This is a genomic window from Citrobacter sp. R56, assembly GCF_016811995.1.
GTDB lineage: Bacteria > Pseudomonadota > Gammaproteobacteria > Enterobacterales > Enterobacteriaceae > Citrobacter_D > Citrobacter_D enshiensis.
In genome coordinates, this window is the sequence record NZ_CP069159.1 from 875,996 (window position 1) to 893,314 (window position 17,319).

Sequence of the window (17,319 nt, forward strand, 5' to 3'; positions counted from 1 at the left end):
ATCTGCCTCCACTCATTTTTACCGAATTGATGGACAAAGGGAGTGGTAATGCTATTTGGATTTTTTCGTAACCTGTTCCGCGTGCTGTACCGCGTTCGCGTCACGGGGGATGCCGGAGCGTTGCAGGGACAGCGTGTTTTAATCACCCCAAACCACGTTTCTTTTATTGATGGCATATTGCTGGCGCTATTTTTGCCGGTTCGCCCTGTCTTTGCGGTCTACTCCTCTATCAGCCAGCAGTGGTACATGCGTTGGCTCACGCCGCTGATTGATTTTGTTCCGCTCGATCCCACCAAACCGATGGCCATTAAACATCTGGTACGTCTGGTTGAGCAGGGACGCCCGGTCGTGATCTTCCCGGAAGGGCGTATTTCGACGAGCGGTTCGTTGATGAAAATCTACGATGGCGCCGGATTTGTGGCGGCGAAATCGGGGGCGACGGTGGTGCCGATCCGGATCGAAGGCGCCGAGTTAACGCGTTTTAGCCGCCTAAAAGGTCTGGTGAAGCAGCGCTTTTTCCCGCAAATTCGCCTGCACATCCTGCCGCCGACGCAATTACCGATGCCTGAAGCGCCGCGTGCGCGCGATCGCCGAAAACTGGCAGGGGAGATGCTGCATCAAATCATGATGGAAGCGCGCATGGCCGTGCGACCGCGTGAAACCCTGTATGAGTCGCTCCTTGCGGCTCAGTATCGCTACGGCGCAGGCAAAAACTGCATTGAAGATATCAACTTCACGCCGGATACCTATCGTAAACTGCTCACTAAGACGCTGTTTGTTGGCCGTATTCTGGAAAAATATAGCGTCGAAGGTGAGAAGATTGGCCTGATGCTGCCAAATGCGGGCATCAGCGCGGCGGTGATTTTCGGCGCGGTTGCGCGTCGCCGTATTCCGGCGATGATGAACTACACGGCAGGCGTCAAAGGGCTAACCAGCGCGATTACCGCCGCTGAAATCAAAACCATTTTTACCTCTCGCCAGTTCCTTGATAAAGGCAAACTCTGGCATCTTCCTGAGCAGCTGACGCAGGTTCGCTGGGTGTATCTGGAAGATCTCAAAGCGGATGTCACCACTGCCGATAAAGTGTGGATTTTTGCCCATTTGCTGATGCCACGTCTCGCGCAGGTGAAGCAGCAGCCAGAAGACGCCGCGATGATCCTCTTTACCTCCGGTTCTGAGGGACACCCGAAAGGGGTGGTTCACAGCCATAAGAGTTTGCTGGCAAACGTGGAGCAGATCAAAACCATTGCGGACTTCACCGCCAATGACCGTTTTATGTCCGCATTGCCGCTGTTCCACTCATTTGGACTGACGGTCGGATTGTTTACGCCGTTACTGACCGGTGCGGAAGTGTTCCTCTATCCCAGCCCACTGCACTATCGCATCGTGCCGGAGCTGGTCTACGACCGTAACTGTACCGTCCTGTTTGGCACCTCAACGTTCCTCGGCAATTACGCGCGTTTTGCCAATCCTTACGACTTCTACCGTCTGCGCTATGTGGTGGCGGGCGCGGAAAAACTGCAGGACAGCACCAAACAACTTTGGCAGGACAAATTCGGCCTGCGTATCCTGGAAGGGTACGGCGTCACCGAATGTGCGCCCGTGGTCTCGATTAACGTTCCGATGGCGGCAAAACCGGGCACGGTTGGCCGGATCCTGCCTGGAATGGATGCGCGTTTGCTTGCGGTTCCCGGTATTGAAGAGGGCGGTCGTCTGCAGCTTAAAGGTCCCAATATCATGAGCGGATATTTACGGGTCGAAAAACCGGGTGTGCTGGAAGTCCCGACCGCCGAAAATGCGCAGGGTGAGATGGAACGCGGATGGTATGACACCGGCGATATTGTGCGCTTTGATGAAAATGGTTTTGTGCAAATTCAGGGGCGCGCCAAACGCTTTGCTAAAATTGCAGGCGAGATGGTCTCGCTTGAAATGGTGGAACAACTGGCGCAGGGCGTGTCGGCTGAAAAAATGCACGCCACGGCCATCAAGAGCGACGCCAGCAAAGGGGAAGCACTGGTTCTTTTCACGACCGATGGCGAGCTGACGCGTGAAAAACTGCTGCAGTATGCCCGTGCTCACGGCATTCCTGAACTGGCTGTCCCACGGGATATTCGTTACCTGAAACAACTTCCGCTTCTTGGCAGCGGCAAGCCCGATTTTGTGACGCTGAAAAGCTGGGTGGATGAACCGGAAAAACATAATGAGTGAGTCAGTGCACACTAACACTTCGATTTGGTCGAAAGGGATGATGTCCGTTATTGTCGCGCAGTTTCTCTCTGCGTTTGGCGATAACGCGCTGCTCTTTGCCACGCTGGCGCTGTTGAAAGCGCAGTTTTATCCGGACTGGAGTCAGCCGATCCTGCAAATGGTGTTTGTGGGCGCTTACATTCTGTTTGCTCCTTTTGTCGGGCAGGTCGCGGACAGTTTTGCCAAAGGGCGGGTCATGATGTTCGCCAATGGCCTCAAACTGCTGGGCGCCGCCAGTATCTGCTTCGGGTTTAACCCGTTTGTCGGCTATACGCTGGTCGGGATTGGTGCCGCCGCTTACTCTCCGGCGAAATACGGCATCCTCGGTGAGCTGACGACGGGCGACAAGTTAGTGAAAGCCAACGGCCTGATGGAAGCCTCGACCATTGCGGCTATCTTATTGGGTTCTGTTGCGGGTGGCGTGCTGGCTGACTGGCACGTGATTGCTGCGCTGGTTGCCTGCGTCCTGGCGTATGGCGGCGCGGTGGCGGCGAATGTCTTTATTCCCAAACTGGCTGCCGCGCGTCCGGGGCAATCCTGGCACCTGGGCAAGATGGCGCGTAGCTTTTTCCGCGCCTGTATCTCGCTGTGGCGCAATGGCGAAACGCGATTCTCTCTGGTAGGCACCAGCCTCTTTTGGGGGGCTGGCGTTACGCTGCGTTTCCTGTTGGTGCTGTGGGTGCCTGTGGCCCTGGGGATCACCGATAACGCGACCCCGACCTATCTTAATGCGATGGTGGCGATCGGGATTGTGGCCGGTGCAGGCGCGGCGGCAAAACTGGTCACGCTGGAATCCGTAGCACGCTGTATGCCCGCAGGGATTCTGATTGGCGTGGTGGTTCTGATTTTCTCCCTCCAGCACGCGCTGCTCCCGGCCTATGCTTTACTGATGCTGATTGGCGTACTGGGCGGTTTTTTTGTGGTTCCGCTCAATGCGTTATTACAGGAACGCGGTAAAAAAAGCGTTGGCGCAGGGAATGCTATCGCCGTGCAGAATCTGGGCGAAAACAGCGCGATGCTGCTGATGCTGGGCATCTACTCGTTAGCGGTTCTGGTGGGTATTCCGGCGGTCGCGATTGGTATCGGATTTGGGGCGCTATTTGCGTTGGCGATAACGGCGCTGTGGATCTGGCAGCGCCGCCAGTAATTTATGTGCCGGGTGGCGGCTTTGCCTCACCCGGTCAATACATCATGCGTGTTGTCGGCCCGATCCGCGTAGCGCCATCAGGCTCTTTCCATTACGGTGCCGGGTCGGTATAAACCTGATGCACCGCTTCAATCTCTGCCAGCACCTCTTCGGTTAATTCCAGATGCAGACTTTCCACGTTAGTTTTTAACTGCTCCAGCGTGGTTGCGCCGAGCAGAGTGCTGGCGACAAATGGCTGACGATGGACAAAGGCCAGCGCCATCTGCGCCGGATCGAGATTATGCCGTTTTGCGATATCGACATACGCCGCGACGGCTTTTTGCGTCTGCTCGCCGCTGTAGCGCGTAAAGCGGCTAAACAGCGTATTACGTGCGCCAGCCGGTTTTGCGCCATTCAGGTATTTTCCGCTCAGCGTGCCAAACCCCAGACAGGAATACGCCAACAGTTCCACCCCTTCGTACTGACTGACTTCCGCCAGGCCGACTTCAAAGCTGCGGTTGATCAGGCTGTAAGGATTCTGGATGGTGACGATGCGCGGCAGATCGTGTTTATCCGCCAGATGCAGATAACGCATCACGCCGAAGGCCGTTTCGTTGGAAACGCCGATATAGCGAATTTTGCCCGCCCGCTGGAATTCGGTCAGCGCTTCCAGGGTGTCCAGCAGTGAAATAACCGGCGCGGAATCCGTCCAGCTATAACCCAGTTTTCCGAAGCAGTTGGTCGGACGCTGCGGCCAGTGAACCTGGTATAAATCGATATAATCGGTCTGTAGACGCTTGAGGCTGTCGTGCAACGCCTCGCGGATATTTTTACGATCCAGTGCCTGATTGGGGCGAATACTGTTGTCATTGTTACGCGCTGGACCGCTGACTTTGGTGGCGACGATCAGTTTCTCGCGGCTGCCGTGTTTGGCGAGCCAGTTACCCACGTAGGTTTCTGTTAATCCCTGAGTTTCCGGACGAGGCGGCACCGGATACATTTCGGCAACGTCAATCAAATTGATGCCGTTAGCCACGGCATAATCGAGCTGTGCATGTGCGTCGGCTTCGCTATTTTGTTCACCAAACGTCATTGTGCCCAGCCCCAGTGTACTTATTTCAAGCGAGCTGTGGGGTATACGGTGATATTGCATAGCCGTTTCCTTTTTATTATTACGACATAAGGACTATAAAAATGGCAGAGGGAAAGGAAAAGGGGAAGCGAAAATTCTAAAGGCCAGCAGGAGGCTGACCTCAATCTCGGGGAGGTATGTTAGCGCTCGATAATTTGGGAGACATCATCACGGTTAATCTGCATGGCGTTGCCCTGCTGATCGTGATAGCTCACCAGACCGGTATCGTCATCGATTTCTGGTTTGCCGTCGGTCAGGATCATGCGGCCATCTTTCGTTGCCATGACATAATCACTGCTGCATCCAGATACAGCAAAAGCCAGTCCTACAGCGGAAATTACTACTGCCCATTTTTTCATCCATTTATCCTCGCGTGGCTTGGGTCTGATAATAGTCTAGTAATAACGCGAAGTTATGCCTGGCGAAAGCAGGAAAATCTGAAACTGTGAGGATCGGAGAGGGAAGTGAGTCTTCGCTCCCCGAAAGAGGAGCGAAGGGGTCAATCAGAGCGGATTCTTTTTATTGCGCAGCAGGTTCAGGGTCTCTACGGCAATAGAGAAGAACATGGCGAAATAAATGTACCCTTTCGGCACATGTATCTCGAAGCTTTCCAGAATCAGGGTGAAGCCCACCAGAATCAGGAAGGCGAGCGCCAGCATTTTCACCGAAGGGTGACGGTCGACAAAATCACCGATTGAGCGCGCGGCAAACATCATCACGCCAACAGAAATGACGACCGCCGTCATCATAATGAACAGATGATCGGAAAGGCCTACCGCGGTGATCACCGAATCCAGGCTGAAGATAATGTCCAGCATCATGATCTGCACAATGGCGCCCAGGAAGGAACTCACGCGGGTTTTAAGTCCTTCTTCTTCACCCTCAATCGATTCATGGATCTCTTTGCTGGCTTTCCAGATAAGGAACAACCCCCCCAGAAACAGAATGAGATCGCGCGCGGAAATGGATTGACCCATCACCTCAAACAGCGGATTGGTTAGACTAATGACCCAGGAAATTGACGCCAGTAAACCTAAACGCATCAACATAGCGCCCGCCAGCCCAAGACGACGGGCGTAATTGCGTTGTGCTGTTGGGAGTTTTGCGACAACCAGAGAAAGGAAAATGATGTTGTCGATCCCGAGAACGATCTCCAGAATCGTCAGTGTTCCGAGCGCAAGCCAGGCGTTAGGATCGTATATCCATGCAAATAACATCGAACAAAGCCCTGCAAAAAAAATGAAGCGGTGATTATATGCGTCTATCGCGGCAGGGGAAAGGTCATGGCGTGCCTAATCGTTCTGTATTAAAAAATGGCGTTCCAGAAGTGGGCGAGTGAAGCTTTTTTTCAGGTAAAAACCACGCGGTAACGTCAGGATTAGCTGGCCCTGCGCGCCAATGGCCTCTGTTAGCGCTTTCGCGTTGGCGGCCTTTGGCCGCAGTTGTAAAAATTCGCCATGGCGGGCGGTGATCCGCTCAACCTGGCCCAGTACGATCATGTCCATTAACTCTTCCCAGTCGAGACGTAACTGCTGCTCTTCTTCTTCATTTGGACTCCAGAGAAGTGGCGAACCGACGCGACGCTCTGCCAGCGGAATGGAGCGCTCGCCCTCAACGGGTATCCACAGCACCCGCTTTAACTTGTGGCGGACGTGGCTTGTCTCCCATGTCACCCCGCTGTTTCCGGTTAGTGGCGCAACACAAACGAAGGTAGTCTCAAGAGGTCGCCCCAGACTGTCCACCGGGATGGTTTTCAGCTCCACGCCTAATTCCGCGAAATCTTGCTCTGGCTTACTGCCTGCGCTGGCGCCAAGCCAAATCTCCAGCAGTACGCCGATCCAGCCTTTGTCCCGTTTCAGATCCTTTGGCGTCACGATCCCTGCCAGCGCTGCCAGTTCACCCAATGTGTAGCCTGAAAGCCGCTGTGCCTGAGCCAGCAACAAAGCCTCGGATTCAGGTGGTGAAAGTAATGGATGGAGTCCGGACATCGGGTTATCCCTTAGGTGAAAAAATGAGCAATGATTTTATACCGTGTGACCAGAGTTTATCTTTTTCCACACGCTATGTTCAATCTCATGATTTATATTGATTTTTAGTTTTCTGATTGACGAGTTGCGCAACGGCGAAATGAGTTTTCCAATTCTGGTCACTGAAAGTAAACAGGATCTTACACCATGTTATCCACAGAAAGATGGGATAACTGTGCAAAACCCTCACTACTGTTTCAATTTACAGCCTTGACGTGAGACGAAAATCGAATTTTCACACAAATTGTGCCTAACTTATTGGCACAATCTGTGGATAAAACCGACGCTGGTCGATCTTTCATCAGTCCGATGATCCTGAATGTGATGCCCATCACGATTCTATGGTCTGAGTTGCGAATATGATAGTTAACTCAATGAATATACGCGGCTATTTTTTAACGGGTTCCAGGGGCTCGTTCAGATTGTTCCAGGTTTTCCCGTAGTAATTCCATACTTCTTCACAACTATATCCACAGAAAAAGTGAATAAAATCGCCTGCAAGCCCCTTCCTCTGTTTATAACTCGGTCCTTAACTGTGAGTTATTCAATTGTTATTAGAAATGTGTACGGCTAAGAGAGTGGTTTACCGTCTCCCTGTAGTGTGAAACAATCGTTTATATATAAGGTTTATGTTGAGGTAGTCCGGTGATTGATGACGATGGCTACCGCCCAAATGTAGGGATCGTAATTTGTAATCGTCAGGGGCAGGTTATGTGGGCCCGGCGGTTTGGTCAGCACTCCTGGCAATTCCCGCAAGGTGGAATCAATCCAGGAGAATCAGCAGAACAGGCGATGTACCGGGAACTGTTTGAAGAAGTAGGGTTAAGCCGCAAAGATGTGCGGATCCTTGCATCTACTCGCAACTGGTTGCGTTACAAGTTACCGAAACGTTTGGTGCGTTGGGATACGAAGCCGGTGTGTATCGGCCAGAAACAGAAATGGTTTCTACTGCAACTGATGAGCGGTGACGCGGAAATCAATATGCAAACCAGCAGCACTCCTGAGTTCGATGGTTGGCGCTGGGTGAGTTACTGGTACCCGGTCCGACAGGTGGTATCATTTAAACGCGATGTCTACCGCAGGGTGATGAAAGAGTTCGCAAGTGTTGTGATGGCGCTTCAGGAAAGTACCCCTAAGCCGCAAAGTGCACCTGCTTATCGACGTAAAAGAGGTTAAGCCACGCAAATTATGCTCACCCGCCTGCGAGAAATAGTCGAAAAGGTGGCCAGTGCCCCGCGTCTCAATGAGGCGCTGAATATTCTGGTCACTGACATCTGTCTTGCGATGGACACAGAGGTCTGTTCGGTATATCTCGCCGACCATGACCGACGTTGTTATTACCTGATGGCGACCCGGGGGCTAAAAAAACCACGTGGTCGCACAGTCGCGCTCGCGTTTGATGAAGGTATCGTCGGCCTGGTAGGCAGGCTGGCGGAACCGATCAACCTTGCTGATGCGCAAAAACACCCCAGCTTTAAATATATTCCTTCCGTGAAAGAAGAGCGCTTCCGCGCGTTTTTAGGTGTGCCGATTATTCAGCGTCGGCAGCTTTTAGGCGTGCTGGTCGTACAGCAGCGTGAGCTGCGCCAGTACGATGAAAGTGAAGAGTCTTTCCTGGTGACGCTCGCCACGCAAATGGCAGCCATTCTTTCCCAGTCCCAGCTCACCGCGCTGTTTGGTCAATACCGACAGACACGAATTCGCGCGCTGCCCGCAGCACCTGGGGTGGCGATTGCTGAAGGCTGGCAGGATGCCACGTTGCCGCTGATGGAGCAGGTCTATGAAGCCTCGACGCTGGATGCGGCGCTTGAGCGAGAACGACTGACCGGGGCGCTCGAAGAAGCGGCAAATGAATTCCGCCGTTACAGCAAGCGTTTCGCTGCCGGTGCGCAGAAAGAGACGGCGGCAATTTTTGATCTTTACTCGCATCTGCTTTCGGATGCCCGACTGCGTCGGGAATTGTTCGCCGAGGTCGACAATGGATCGGTCGCCGAATGGGCCGTCAAAAAGATCATCGAGAAGTTTGCCGAACAGTTTGCCGCATTAACCGATGTGTACCTCCAGGAACGCGCTGGCGATTTACGTGCGCTGGGTCAGCGACTGCTGTTCCATCTCGATGATTCCATTCAGGGACCCAACGCCTGGCCCGAACGCTTTGTACTGGTAGCCGACGAGCTTTCCGCGACAACGCTGGCGGAACTGCCCCAGGACAGGCTGGTTGGCGTCGTGGTGCGTGACGGCGCGGCCAACTCGCATGCGGCGATAATGGTGCGTGCGCTCGGCATTCCGACCGTCATGGGCGCGGATATTCAACCGTCAGTTTTGCACCGGCGTACGCTGGTGGTTGATGGTTATCGCGGTGAATTGTTGGTGGATCCTGAACCGATATTGATTCAGGAATATCAGCGCCTTATCAGTGAAGAGATTGAGCTGAGCCGTCTGGCGGAAGATGACGTCAATCAGCCCGCGCAACTGAAAAGCGGCGAGCGGGTGAAGATCATGCTCAACGCCGGTCTGAGTCCGGAACATGAAGAAAAACTGGGTGCCCGGATCGACGGTATTGGGCTTTATCGCACCGAAATCCCCTTCATGTTACAAAGCGGATTTCCCTCGGAAGAAGAGCAGGTTGCACAGTATCAGGGCATGCTGCAGATGTTCAACGACAAACCGGTGACGCTGCGTACGCTGGATGTCGGAGCGGATAAGCAATTGCCCTACATGCCGATCAGCGAAGAAAATCCGTGCCTGGGCTGGCGTGGGATCCGCATAACGCTCGATCAGCCAGAGATCTTTTTGATCCAGGTTCGCGCCATGTTGCGTGCCAATGCGGCGACCGGAAATTTGAGCATTTTGCTGCCGATGGTAACCAGCATTGATGAAGTGGATGAAGCGCGCCGCCTGATTGAACGTGCCGGACGCGAAGTGGAAGAGATGATCGGTTACGCGATCCCGAAACCGCGCATTGGCATCATGCTGGAAGTACCCTCAATGGTGTTCATGCTGCCGCACCTGGCGAATCGGGTCGACTTTATCTCGGTGGGGACCAACGATTTAACCCAGTATATTCTGGCGGTCGATCGTAACAACACCCGGGTAGCCAATATTTATGACAGTTTGCATCCTGGGATGTTACGCGCATTGGCGATGATCGCCCAGGAAGCGGAAAAAAACGGTATTGATCTGCGTCTGTGCGGCGAAATGGCGGGCGATCCCATGTGTGTCGTCATCCTGATCGGTTTGGGCTTCCGGCATCTGTCGATGAACGGTCGTTCGGTCGCTCGTGTGAAATATCTGTTGCGGCATATCGATTTTGACGAAGCGCAAACCCTTGCGCAACGTAGCCTGGAGGCGCAACTGGCGACTGAAGTGCGTCATCAGGTGGCAGCATTTATGGAGCGTCGCGGGATGGGAGGCTTAATTCGCGGGGGACTGTGACAGGTGCTCTGTTTCTGGTGACGGGATGGCGGAAAAATCGCTTTATCTGGCCTACAAACGGCGGCATTCTTGCGGGATTGTGCTAAGTCTGTAGGCCTGATAAACGCAACGCCATCAGGCATTCCTGAGTATGTCATTGATAGCCTATACAGATCTTTTACATCTTCCCGGCATCTCCGATGCACCCCTTGTGCTATTATTCGCACCTTTGGAGCGCCTGTAACCTTCAGGCGCGCTTATCAATCGCTGTCTGATTTCAGCGACATAACAAGAAATTGTGGTGATAGATGACCAGTAGCTATCTGCATTTTCCGGAGTTCGATCCGGTCATTTTCTCAATTGGACCCGTCGCCCTTCACTGGTACGGCATGATGTATTTGGTGGGGTTTATCTTCGCGATGTGGCTGGCGACTCGCCGCGCTAATCGCCCTGGTAGTGGCTGGACCAAAAACGAAGTTGAAAACTTACTCTATGCAGGCTTCCTTGGGGTTTTCCTCGGCGGGCGTATTGGTTATGTGCTGTTCTATAACTTCTCGCTGTTTCTGGAGAATCCGCTCTATCTGTTCCGCGTCTGGGATGGCGGTATGTCCTTCCACGGCGGCCTTATCGGCGTGATTTTGGTGATGATTATCTTCGCCAGACGCACGAAGCGCAGCTTCTTCCAGGTTTCTGATTTTATTGCACCGCTGATTCCGTTTGGTCTGGGCGCGGGGCGTCTGGGTAACTTTATCAACGGTGAGCTGTGGGGCCGTGTCGACCCTAACTTCCCGTATGCCATGTTATTCCCGGGATCCCGTACAGAAGATATTTTGCTGCTGCAAACCAACCCGCAGTGGCAGTCCATTTTCGATACCTACGGCGCGCTGCCGCGTCATGCTTCCCAGCTTTATGAGATGGCGCTGGAAGGGATTGTGCTGTTTATCATCCTTAACCTGTTCATTCGTAAACCGCGCCCGATGGGTTCAGTTTCTGGCTTATTCCTGATTGGCTATGGTGCGTTTCGTATCATCGTTGAATTTTTCCGCCAGCCGGATCAACAGTTTACCGGCGCCTGGGTACAGTACATCAGCATGGGACAGATCCTCTCTATCCCAATGATTGTCGCGGGTATCATCATGATGGTTTGGGCGTACCGTCGCAGCCCACAGCAACACGTTTCCTGAGGAACCATGAAACAGTATTTAGAACTGATGCAAAAAGTGCTGGATGAAGGCACACAGAAAAACGACCGTACAGGTACTGGAACGCTGTCCATTTTTGGTCATCAGATGCGTTTCAATCTGCAGGAAGGATTTCCGCTGGTTACGACAAAACGCTGCCATTTGCGCTCCATCATCCATGAACTGCTGTGGTTCTTACAGGGCGACACCAACGTTGCATACCTGCATGAAAACAACGTCTCCATCTGGGACGAGTGGGCTGATGAAAACGGTAATTTAGGTCCGGTTTACGGCAAGCAATGGCGCGCGTGGCCAACGCCAGATGGTCGCCATATCGACCAAGTCACTACCGTGATTAACCAGTTGAAAAACGACCCGGACTCCCGCCGTATTATTGTTTCTGCGTGGAACGTGGGCGAACTGGATAAAATGGCGCTGGCGCCGTGCCATGCCTTCTTCCAGTTTTACGTTGCGGATGGCAAGCTCTCTTGTCAGCTTTATCAACGCTCCTGCGATGTTTTCCTCGGACTTCCGTTCAACATCGCCAGCTATGCGTTGTTGGTGCATATGATGGCGCAGCAGTGCGACCTTGAGGTCGGTGACTTTGTCTGGACGGGTGGGGATACCCATTTGTACAGCAATCATATGGAACAGACGCATCTGCAACTGAGCCGTGAGCCGCGTGCGTTGCCGAAGCTGGTGATTAAGCGTAAGCCGGACTCTCTCTTCGATTATCGTTTCGACGACTTCGAGATTGAAGGCTACGATCCGCATCCGGGCATTAAAGCGCCGGTTGCCATCTGACGGCGGTAACTCTGTCATAACCGACGCCAACGTGCGTCGGTTTTTTTTGCGTTAATTTCTTTGGTTCGACGCAGATTCCCGAAATATTGCAACGCACTGCAACAGCATAAACACTCCCCGTAGCGTCTCGCACAGTCTGAATTCTCCCCTCGTGTTTATTTCTCATCGTTCCATACTGCCGCCATGAAAAAACAGTTGGGTTACACGCTTATTGAAATGATGGTGACGATGATCCTGATTGCCGTCCTCAGCGCTACGGGGCTGTATGGCTGGCAACGTTGGCAGCAACAGCAACGCCTGTGGCAAACCGCCTTTCAGGTGCGTGATTACTTACTGCAACTGCGTGAGGACGCCAATTGGCATAACCGGGATCATGTCATCAGCATCAACAGGGAGGGTGCGTCATGGTGTTTCATCAGTTCGGTTGCCCCACAAAGCAGCACCTGCGCATCAAAGAACGCATTCGTCTTTACGCCGTTATGGGCCGATGTCGAGGTGGTGGACATAACGCCGTCACTGGCATTTTTCGGCTTACGAAATACCGCGTGGGCCGGGCATATCTATCTGAAAAATGCCGCAGGCGAGTGGCGAGTGATCGTCTCCGGGATGGGGCGGATCCGACTTTGCGAGCGCGATGAAGGGGATGTATGCCGATAAACGAGCGGGGTTTTTCCCTCCTGGAAGTGATGATAGCCATGGCGATAAGCAGCATTTTACTGATGGGTGCTGCCAGGTTTTTACCTGCGTTGCAGCGTGAGATTTTGTACAACACGCGCAAGCTTTCGCTGGAGGATGAAGCTTGGCAACGCGTCTATACCGTGGCAAAGCATCTACAGCGAGCGGGATACTGCCATGGAAAATGCGCAGGTGTTGGGTTGGTGATTACCGCGCAAGGGGACTGCGTCATTGCGCAGTGGGATGCAAACAATAACGGCGCCTGGGACGCGTTACCGGTTAAAGACGCGGAACAAACAGGGTTCCGCCTAAAAGACAAGGCGTTGGAAACATTGCGCGGGGCGACGTCATGCGAAGGTAAAGGGTGGGATAAAATGACCGACCCAGAAACTCTCCTGATAACGACATTTCAGGTTGAACGTCAGAAAATAGCGGGTTTTTCGCCGATCCTCACCGTCCATCTTCAGGGAGCGACTAAATCGGAACCCCGGATAGTCATTGAGGCTGATTACAGCGTCATGGGGTTCAATCAGTGAATCGTGAACAGGGCGTATCGTCGCTGGCAATGGTGCTGTTGCTGCTGATTCTGGGGAGTTTGATGCTCCAGGGGATGAATCAACAGCAGGTGAGTTTCACGAACCGTGTTGCGATGGAAAGTCAGTCATTACAACGCCAGGCCGTTGTGCAGTCAGCAGTGGAGTGGGGGCGAGTACAGCCCTGGCTGCTGCAACCCGCAGTGCAGTGCCGGGCGTACTCGCCGACGCAAGCGCGCGTTTGTCTGCGTGTGCTTTCTGATGATGAACTCTTGCTGATTGCACAATACGAGGGCGTTTCCCTTTGGCGTCTTGGAAACATAGTGGAGGGGCGCCTGGTCTTTTCCCCGCAGGGCTGGAGCGATTTTTGTCCACTAAACAAGGTATTGCTATGTCAGATGCCCTGAATCCGCAACGTGGTTTTAGCTTGCCGGAGGTGATGCTGGCGCTGCTTTTAATGGTGATGGTCGTTACCGCGCTGTCAGGTTATCAGCGCGAGTTAATGAACGGCTTTGCCGTCAAAAATCAGTATCAGCAGCTTTGGCGAAACGCCTGGCAGCAAACGGCGCTGCGTTCATTTTCACCGCCTGAGCACTGGCAGGTTAGCCGAATGCAGACAACCTCGGCGGGATGTGTCAGCATCAGGAGTAAACTTATTTCTCCCCTGGGCAGACAAGGCCAAATGACGCGCTTACATTGCCCAACAAGTCAGTAGCCAGGAGTTTCTATGTTAAGGGTCTACCACTCCAATCGACTGGATGTGCTGGAAGCGTTGATGGAATTTATCGTCGAGCGCGAGCGTCTGGACGATCCGTTTGAGCCGGAGATGATACTGGTGCAGAGCACCGGTATGGCGCAGTGGCTACAGATGACCCTTTCACAGAAATTTGGCATTGCCGCCAATATTGATTTTCCACTGCCTGCGAGTTTTATCTGGGATATGTTCGTGCGCGTACTGCCGGAGATCCCCAAAGAAAGCGCCTTTAGCAAGCAAAGCATGAGCTGGAAGTTGATGACCTTGCTGCCGCAACTGCTGCATCAGGATGACTTTACTTTATTGCGCCACTACCTGATAGACGACACAGACAAACGCAAGCTGTTTCAGCTTTCTTCTCGCGCTGCAGACCTGTTTGACCAGTATCTGGTCTACCGTCCGGACTGGCTCACGCACTGGGAGGCGGGGCGTCTGGTTGAGGGACTGGGAGAGGCCCAAATCTGGCAAGCGCCTCTGTGGAAGGCGCTGGTCGAGTACACAGAAGAACTGGGGCAACCCCGTTGGCATCGCGCCAATCTCTATCAGCGTTTTATTCAGACGCTGGAAAACGCAACAACCTGCCCGGCGGGATTACCCTCTCGCGTCTTTATTTGTGGTATTTCCGCGTTGCCGCCCGTTTATCTCCAGGCGTTACAGGCGCTGGGTAAACATATCGAAATCCACCTGTTGTTTACCAACCCTTGTCGCTACTACTGGGGCGATATCAAAGACCCTGCGTATCTGGCAAAGCTGATGGCTCGCCAGCGTCGCCACAGTTTTGAAGACCGCCATTTGCCACTATTTCGCGACGGCCAAAACGCAGAGGGATTATTTAACAGTGACGGCGAACAGGATGTGGGAAACCCCCTGTTAGCGTCGTGGGGAAAACTGGGGCGGGATTATATTTATCTGCTTTCCGAGCTGGACAGCGCGCAGGAGCTGGATGCGTTCGTTGATATCACGCCGGACAATCTGCTGCATAACATTCAGTCAGATATCCTTGAGCTGGAAAGCAACGCGGTGGCTGGGGTGAATCTTGACGAGTATTCCCGTAGCGACAACAAACGACTGCTCGACCCGAACGACAACAGTGTGAGCTTTCACGTCTGCCACAGTCCGCAACGAGAAGTTGAAATATTGCATGACCGACTGCTTACCATGCTGGAAGCAGACCCCACGCTGACGCCGCGAGACATTATTGTCATGGTGGCGGATATCGACAGCTACAGTCCGTTTATTCAGTCGGTGTTTGGCAGCGCACCTGCTGAACGCTATCTGCCTTATGCCATTTCGGATCGTCGCGCCCGTCAATCGCACCCGGTTTTGCAGGCATTTATCAGTCTACTTTCGTTACCGGACAGTCGCTTTGTCTCTGAAGATGTACTGGCATTGCTGGATGTTCCTGTTCTGGCTGCCCGTTTTAACATCAATGAAGAAGGGTTGCGTTATCTTCGCCTGTGGGTCAATGAGTCGGGAATTCGTTGGGGTATTGATGATGACAACGTCCGTGAGTTAGCGCTACCCGCCACCGGCCAGCACACCTGGCAATTTGGTTTGACGCGCATGTTGCTGGGATACGCCATGGAAAGTGCGCAGGGAGAGTGGCAGTCAGTTCTTCCGTATGATGAATCCAGCGGTTTGATTGCCGAGCTGGTCGGGCATCTGGCCTCGTTGCTGATGCAGTTGAATATCTGGCGTCGGGAGCTGGCGCAGGAACGCCCTCTGGACGCCTGGCTGCCGATTTGCCGTAACATGCTGAATGATTTTTTCCTGCCAGACACTGAAACAGAAGCCGCAATGACGCTCATAGAGCAACAGTGGCAGGCGATGATTTCCGAGGGCGTCGGCGCTGAGTATGCCGAAGCGGTACCGCTGACGCTGCTACGCGATGAGCTGGCGCAACGATTAGATCAAGAACGCATCAGCCAGCGTTTTCTCGCCGGGCCGGTGAATATCTGTACGCTCATGCCTATGCGTTCTATTCCTTTCAAAGTGGTGTGCCTGCTCGGCATGAACGACGGGGTATACCCCCGGCAGCTGGCGCCTCTTGGTTTTGATCTGATGAGCCAGAAACCGAAGCGCGGGGACCGCAGTCGCCGTGATGACGATCGCTACCTGTTTCTTGAAGCGCTGATCTCCGCGCAGCAGACGCTCTACATCAGCTACATTGGGCGTTCCATTCAGGATAACAGCGAACGATTCCCGTCAGTGCTGGTTCAGGAACTGATGGATTACATCGGCCAAAGTCACTATTTGCCGGGTGATGCGTTACTCACCTCTGATGAGAGCGAGGCGCGTGTAAAAGCGCACATCGTCCATTTGCATACCCGTATGCCTTTTGATGCGCAAAACTATCTGCCTGGTGAGTGGCAAAGTTATGCCCGTGAGTGGTTGCCAGCGGCAAATCAGTCCGGGGAGGCGCATGCCAATTTTGTACAACCTATCCCCTTTGTCATGCCTGAAACACTCACACTGGAAGCGCTGCAGCGGTTCTGGGCGCATCCGGTGCGCGCGTTTTTCCAGATGCGCCTGCAGGTGAATTTTCGCTCCGAAGAGAGCGATATTCCTGAAACCGAGCCGTTCACCCTTGAGGGCTTAAGCCGTTACCAGCTCAATCAGCAGTTGCTTAACGCTCTTGTGCAGGAGGAGGATGCCGAACGCCTGTTTCGCCGATTCCGTGCTGCAGGAGATCTGCCCTATGGCGCTTTTGGTGAGATCCTATGGGATACGCAACATCAGGAAATGCAAGGGCTTGCGCAGAGAGTCATCGCCTGTCGCCAGCCATGTCAGAGCATGGAAATCGATCTCATCTGTAACGGCGTGCACCTGACCGGTTGGCTACCGCAAGTACAAGAGGATGGGTTGTTGCGCTGGCGTCCATCATTAATCAGCGTTGCTCAGGGGATGCAACTTTGGCTGGAACATCTTGTCTATTGTGCGTGCGGGGGAACCGGGGAGAGCCGTTTATTCCTGCGTAAAGAAGGGGAATGGCGTTTTCCGCCGATGGATGCCGGGCAGGCGCAGGGTTACCTGGCGCAGTTAATTGACGGTTATCGGGAAGGCATGTCTTCCCCGCTCTTTGTGCTACCTGAAAGCGGTGGCGCATGGATAAAAACTTGTTACGACGCGGCAAATGATGCCATGGTAGATGACGATGACACGCTGCAAAAAGCCCGGGCTAAGTTCCTGCAGGCGTACGAAGGCAACGTGATGGTGCGTGGCGAAGGGGATGACATCTGGTATCAGCGCCTGTGGCGTCATCTGGAGTCAGACACCATGGAAACCATTATCCATACGTCGCAGCACTATTTATTACCGCTATTTCGTTTTAATCAGTCTTGATGATTGTATAAAAATTGCGCAATTGAGCGTCTTCTACTATCATGCGCTCTCTGTCACGGACTGATTTTTACATAAAGAGAGGCT

Annotated in this window: 15 protein-coding genes; 11 read left to right on the forward strand and 4 right to left on the reverse strand. The window is 53.3% G+C overall.

Features of this window, described 5'->3' with window-relative positions:
- The first annotated feature begins 48 nt into the window (after positions 1-48).
- Positions 49-2,208, forward strand: coding sequence for a bifunctional acyl-ACP--phospholipid O-acyltransferase/long-chain-fatty-acid--ACP ligase (gene aas, locus JM656_RS04170; RefSeq protein WP_203360132.1), 2,160 nt, complete (start codon positions 49-51; stop codon positions 2,206-2,208).
- Entirely contained in the window at positions 2,201-3,394 is a 1,194-nt protein-coding gene (gene lplT / locus JM656_RS04175) for a lysophospholipid transporter LplT (protein ID WP_203360133.1), read from the forward strand. The genes aas and lplT overlap by 8 nt, the downstream gene beginning before the upstream one ends.
- A gap of 91 nt (positions 3,395-3,485) precedes the next feature.
- Here the strand turns inward: lplT and JM656_RS04180 are convergent, their stop codons facing one another.
- The 4 genes from JM656_RS04180 to mutH form a co-directional block, all read right to left on the reverse strand.
- Positions 3,486-4,526, reverse strand: coding sequence for an NADP(H)-dependent aldo-keto reductase (locus JM656_RS04180; RefSeq protein WP_203360134.1), 1,041 nt, complete (start codon positions 4,524-4,526; stop codon positions 3,486-3,488).
- Positions 4,527-4,645: 119 nt separating this feature from the next.
- A complete protein-coding gene (gene ygdR / locus JM656_RS04185) occupies positions 4,646-4,864 on the reverse strand; it encodes a lipoprotein YgdR (protein ID WP_042288923.1) in 219 nt (72 codons plus the stop codon).
- 144 nt (positions 4,865-5,008) lie between these two features.
- The gene (locus JM656_RS04190) at positions 5,009-5,722 is read right to left on the reverse strand and encodes a TerC family protein (protein ID WP_203360135.1); all 714 of its coding nucleotides are present in this window, start codon (positions 5,720-5,722) and stop codon (positions 5,009-5,011) included.
- A 75-nt stretch (positions 5,723-5,797) separates the two neighbouring features.
- The gene (gene mutH, locus JM656_RS04195) at positions 5,798-6,493 is read right to left on the reverse strand and encodes a DNA mismatch repair endonuclease MutH (protein ID WP_203360136.1); all 696 of its coding nucleotides are present in this window, start codon (positions 6,491-6,493) and stop codon (positions 5,798-5,800) included.
- Between the two features lie 684 nt (positions 6,494-7,177).
- Between mutH and rppH the strand changes: the two genes are divergently transcribed.
- The 9 genes from rppH (at position 7,178) to recC (ending at position 17,235) form a co-directional block, all read left to right on the forward strand.
- On the forward strand, positions 7,178-7,708 hold the full coding sequence (gene rppH / locus JM656_RS04200; RefSeq protein ID WP_162381426.1) for an RNA pyrophosphohydrolase: 531 nt from the start codon (positions 7,178-7,180) through the stop codon (positions 7,706-7,708).
- Positions 7,709-7,720: 12 nt separating this feature from the next.
- On the forward strand, positions 7,721-9,967 hold the full coding sequence (gene ptsP / locus JM656_RS04205) for a phosphoenolpyruvate--protein phosphotransferase (RefSeq protein WP_203360137.1): 2,247 nt from the start codon (positions 7,721-7,723) through the stop codon (positions 9,965-9,967).
- 287 nt (positions 9,968-10,254) lie between these two features.
- On the forward strand, positions 10,255-11,130 hold the full coding sequence (gene lgt / locus JM656_RS04210; RefSeq protein WP_192613330.1) for a prolipoprotein diacylglyceryl transferase: 876 nt from the start codon (positions 10,255-10,257) through the stop codon (positions 11,128-11,130).
- A gap of 6 nt (positions 11,131-11,136) precedes the next feature.
- Positions 11,137-11,931, forward strand: coding sequence for a thymidylate synthase (gene thyA / locus JM656_RS04215; RefSeq protein WP_203360138.1), 795 nt, complete (start codon positions 11,137-11,139; stop codon positions 11,929-11,931).
- Between the two features lie 183 nt (positions 11,932-12,114).
- On the forward strand, positions 12,115-12,588 hold the full coding sequence (locus JM656_RS04220; protein WP_203360139.1) for a prepilin peptidase-dependent protein: 474 nt from the start codon (positions 12,115-12,117) through the stop codon (positions 12,586-12,588).
- Positions 12,579-13,142 carry a prepilin peptidase-dependent protein gene (locus JM656_RS04225; protein WP_203360140.1) on the forward strand — a complete coding sequence of 188 codons (564 nt, stop codon included), beginning with the start codon at positions 12,579-12,581 and terminating at the stop codon, positions 13,140-13,142. The genes JM656_RS04220 and JM656_RS04225 overlap by 10 nt, the downstream gene beginning before the upstream one ends.
- Positions 13,139-13,546, forward strand: coding sequence for a DUF2509 family protein (locus JM656_RS04230; protein WP_203360141.1), 408 nt, complete (start codon positions 13,139-13,141; stop codon positions 13,544-13,546). The genes JM656_RS04225 and JM656_RS04230 overlap by 4 nt, the downstream gene beginning before the upstream one ends.
- The gene (locus JM656_RS04235; RefSeq protein ID WP_203360142.1) at positions 13,531-13,854 is read left to right on the forward strand and encodes a prepilin-type N-terminal cleavage/methylation domain-containing protein; all 324 of its coding nucleotides are present in this window, start codon (positions 13,531-13,533) and stop codon (positions 13,852-13,854) included. Before JM656_RS04230 ends, JM656_RS04235 begins: the two co-directional genes overlap by 16 nt.
- Before the next feature lie 12 nt (positions 13,855-13,866).
- Positions 13,867-17,235 (forward strand): exodeoxyribonuclease V subunit gamma, encoded by a 3,369-nt coding sequence (gene recC / locus JM656_RS04240; protein ID WP_203360143.1) that lies wholly within the window; start codon positions 13,867-13,869, stop codon positions 17,233-17,235.
- Positions 17,236-17,319: the final 84 nt, after the last annotated feature.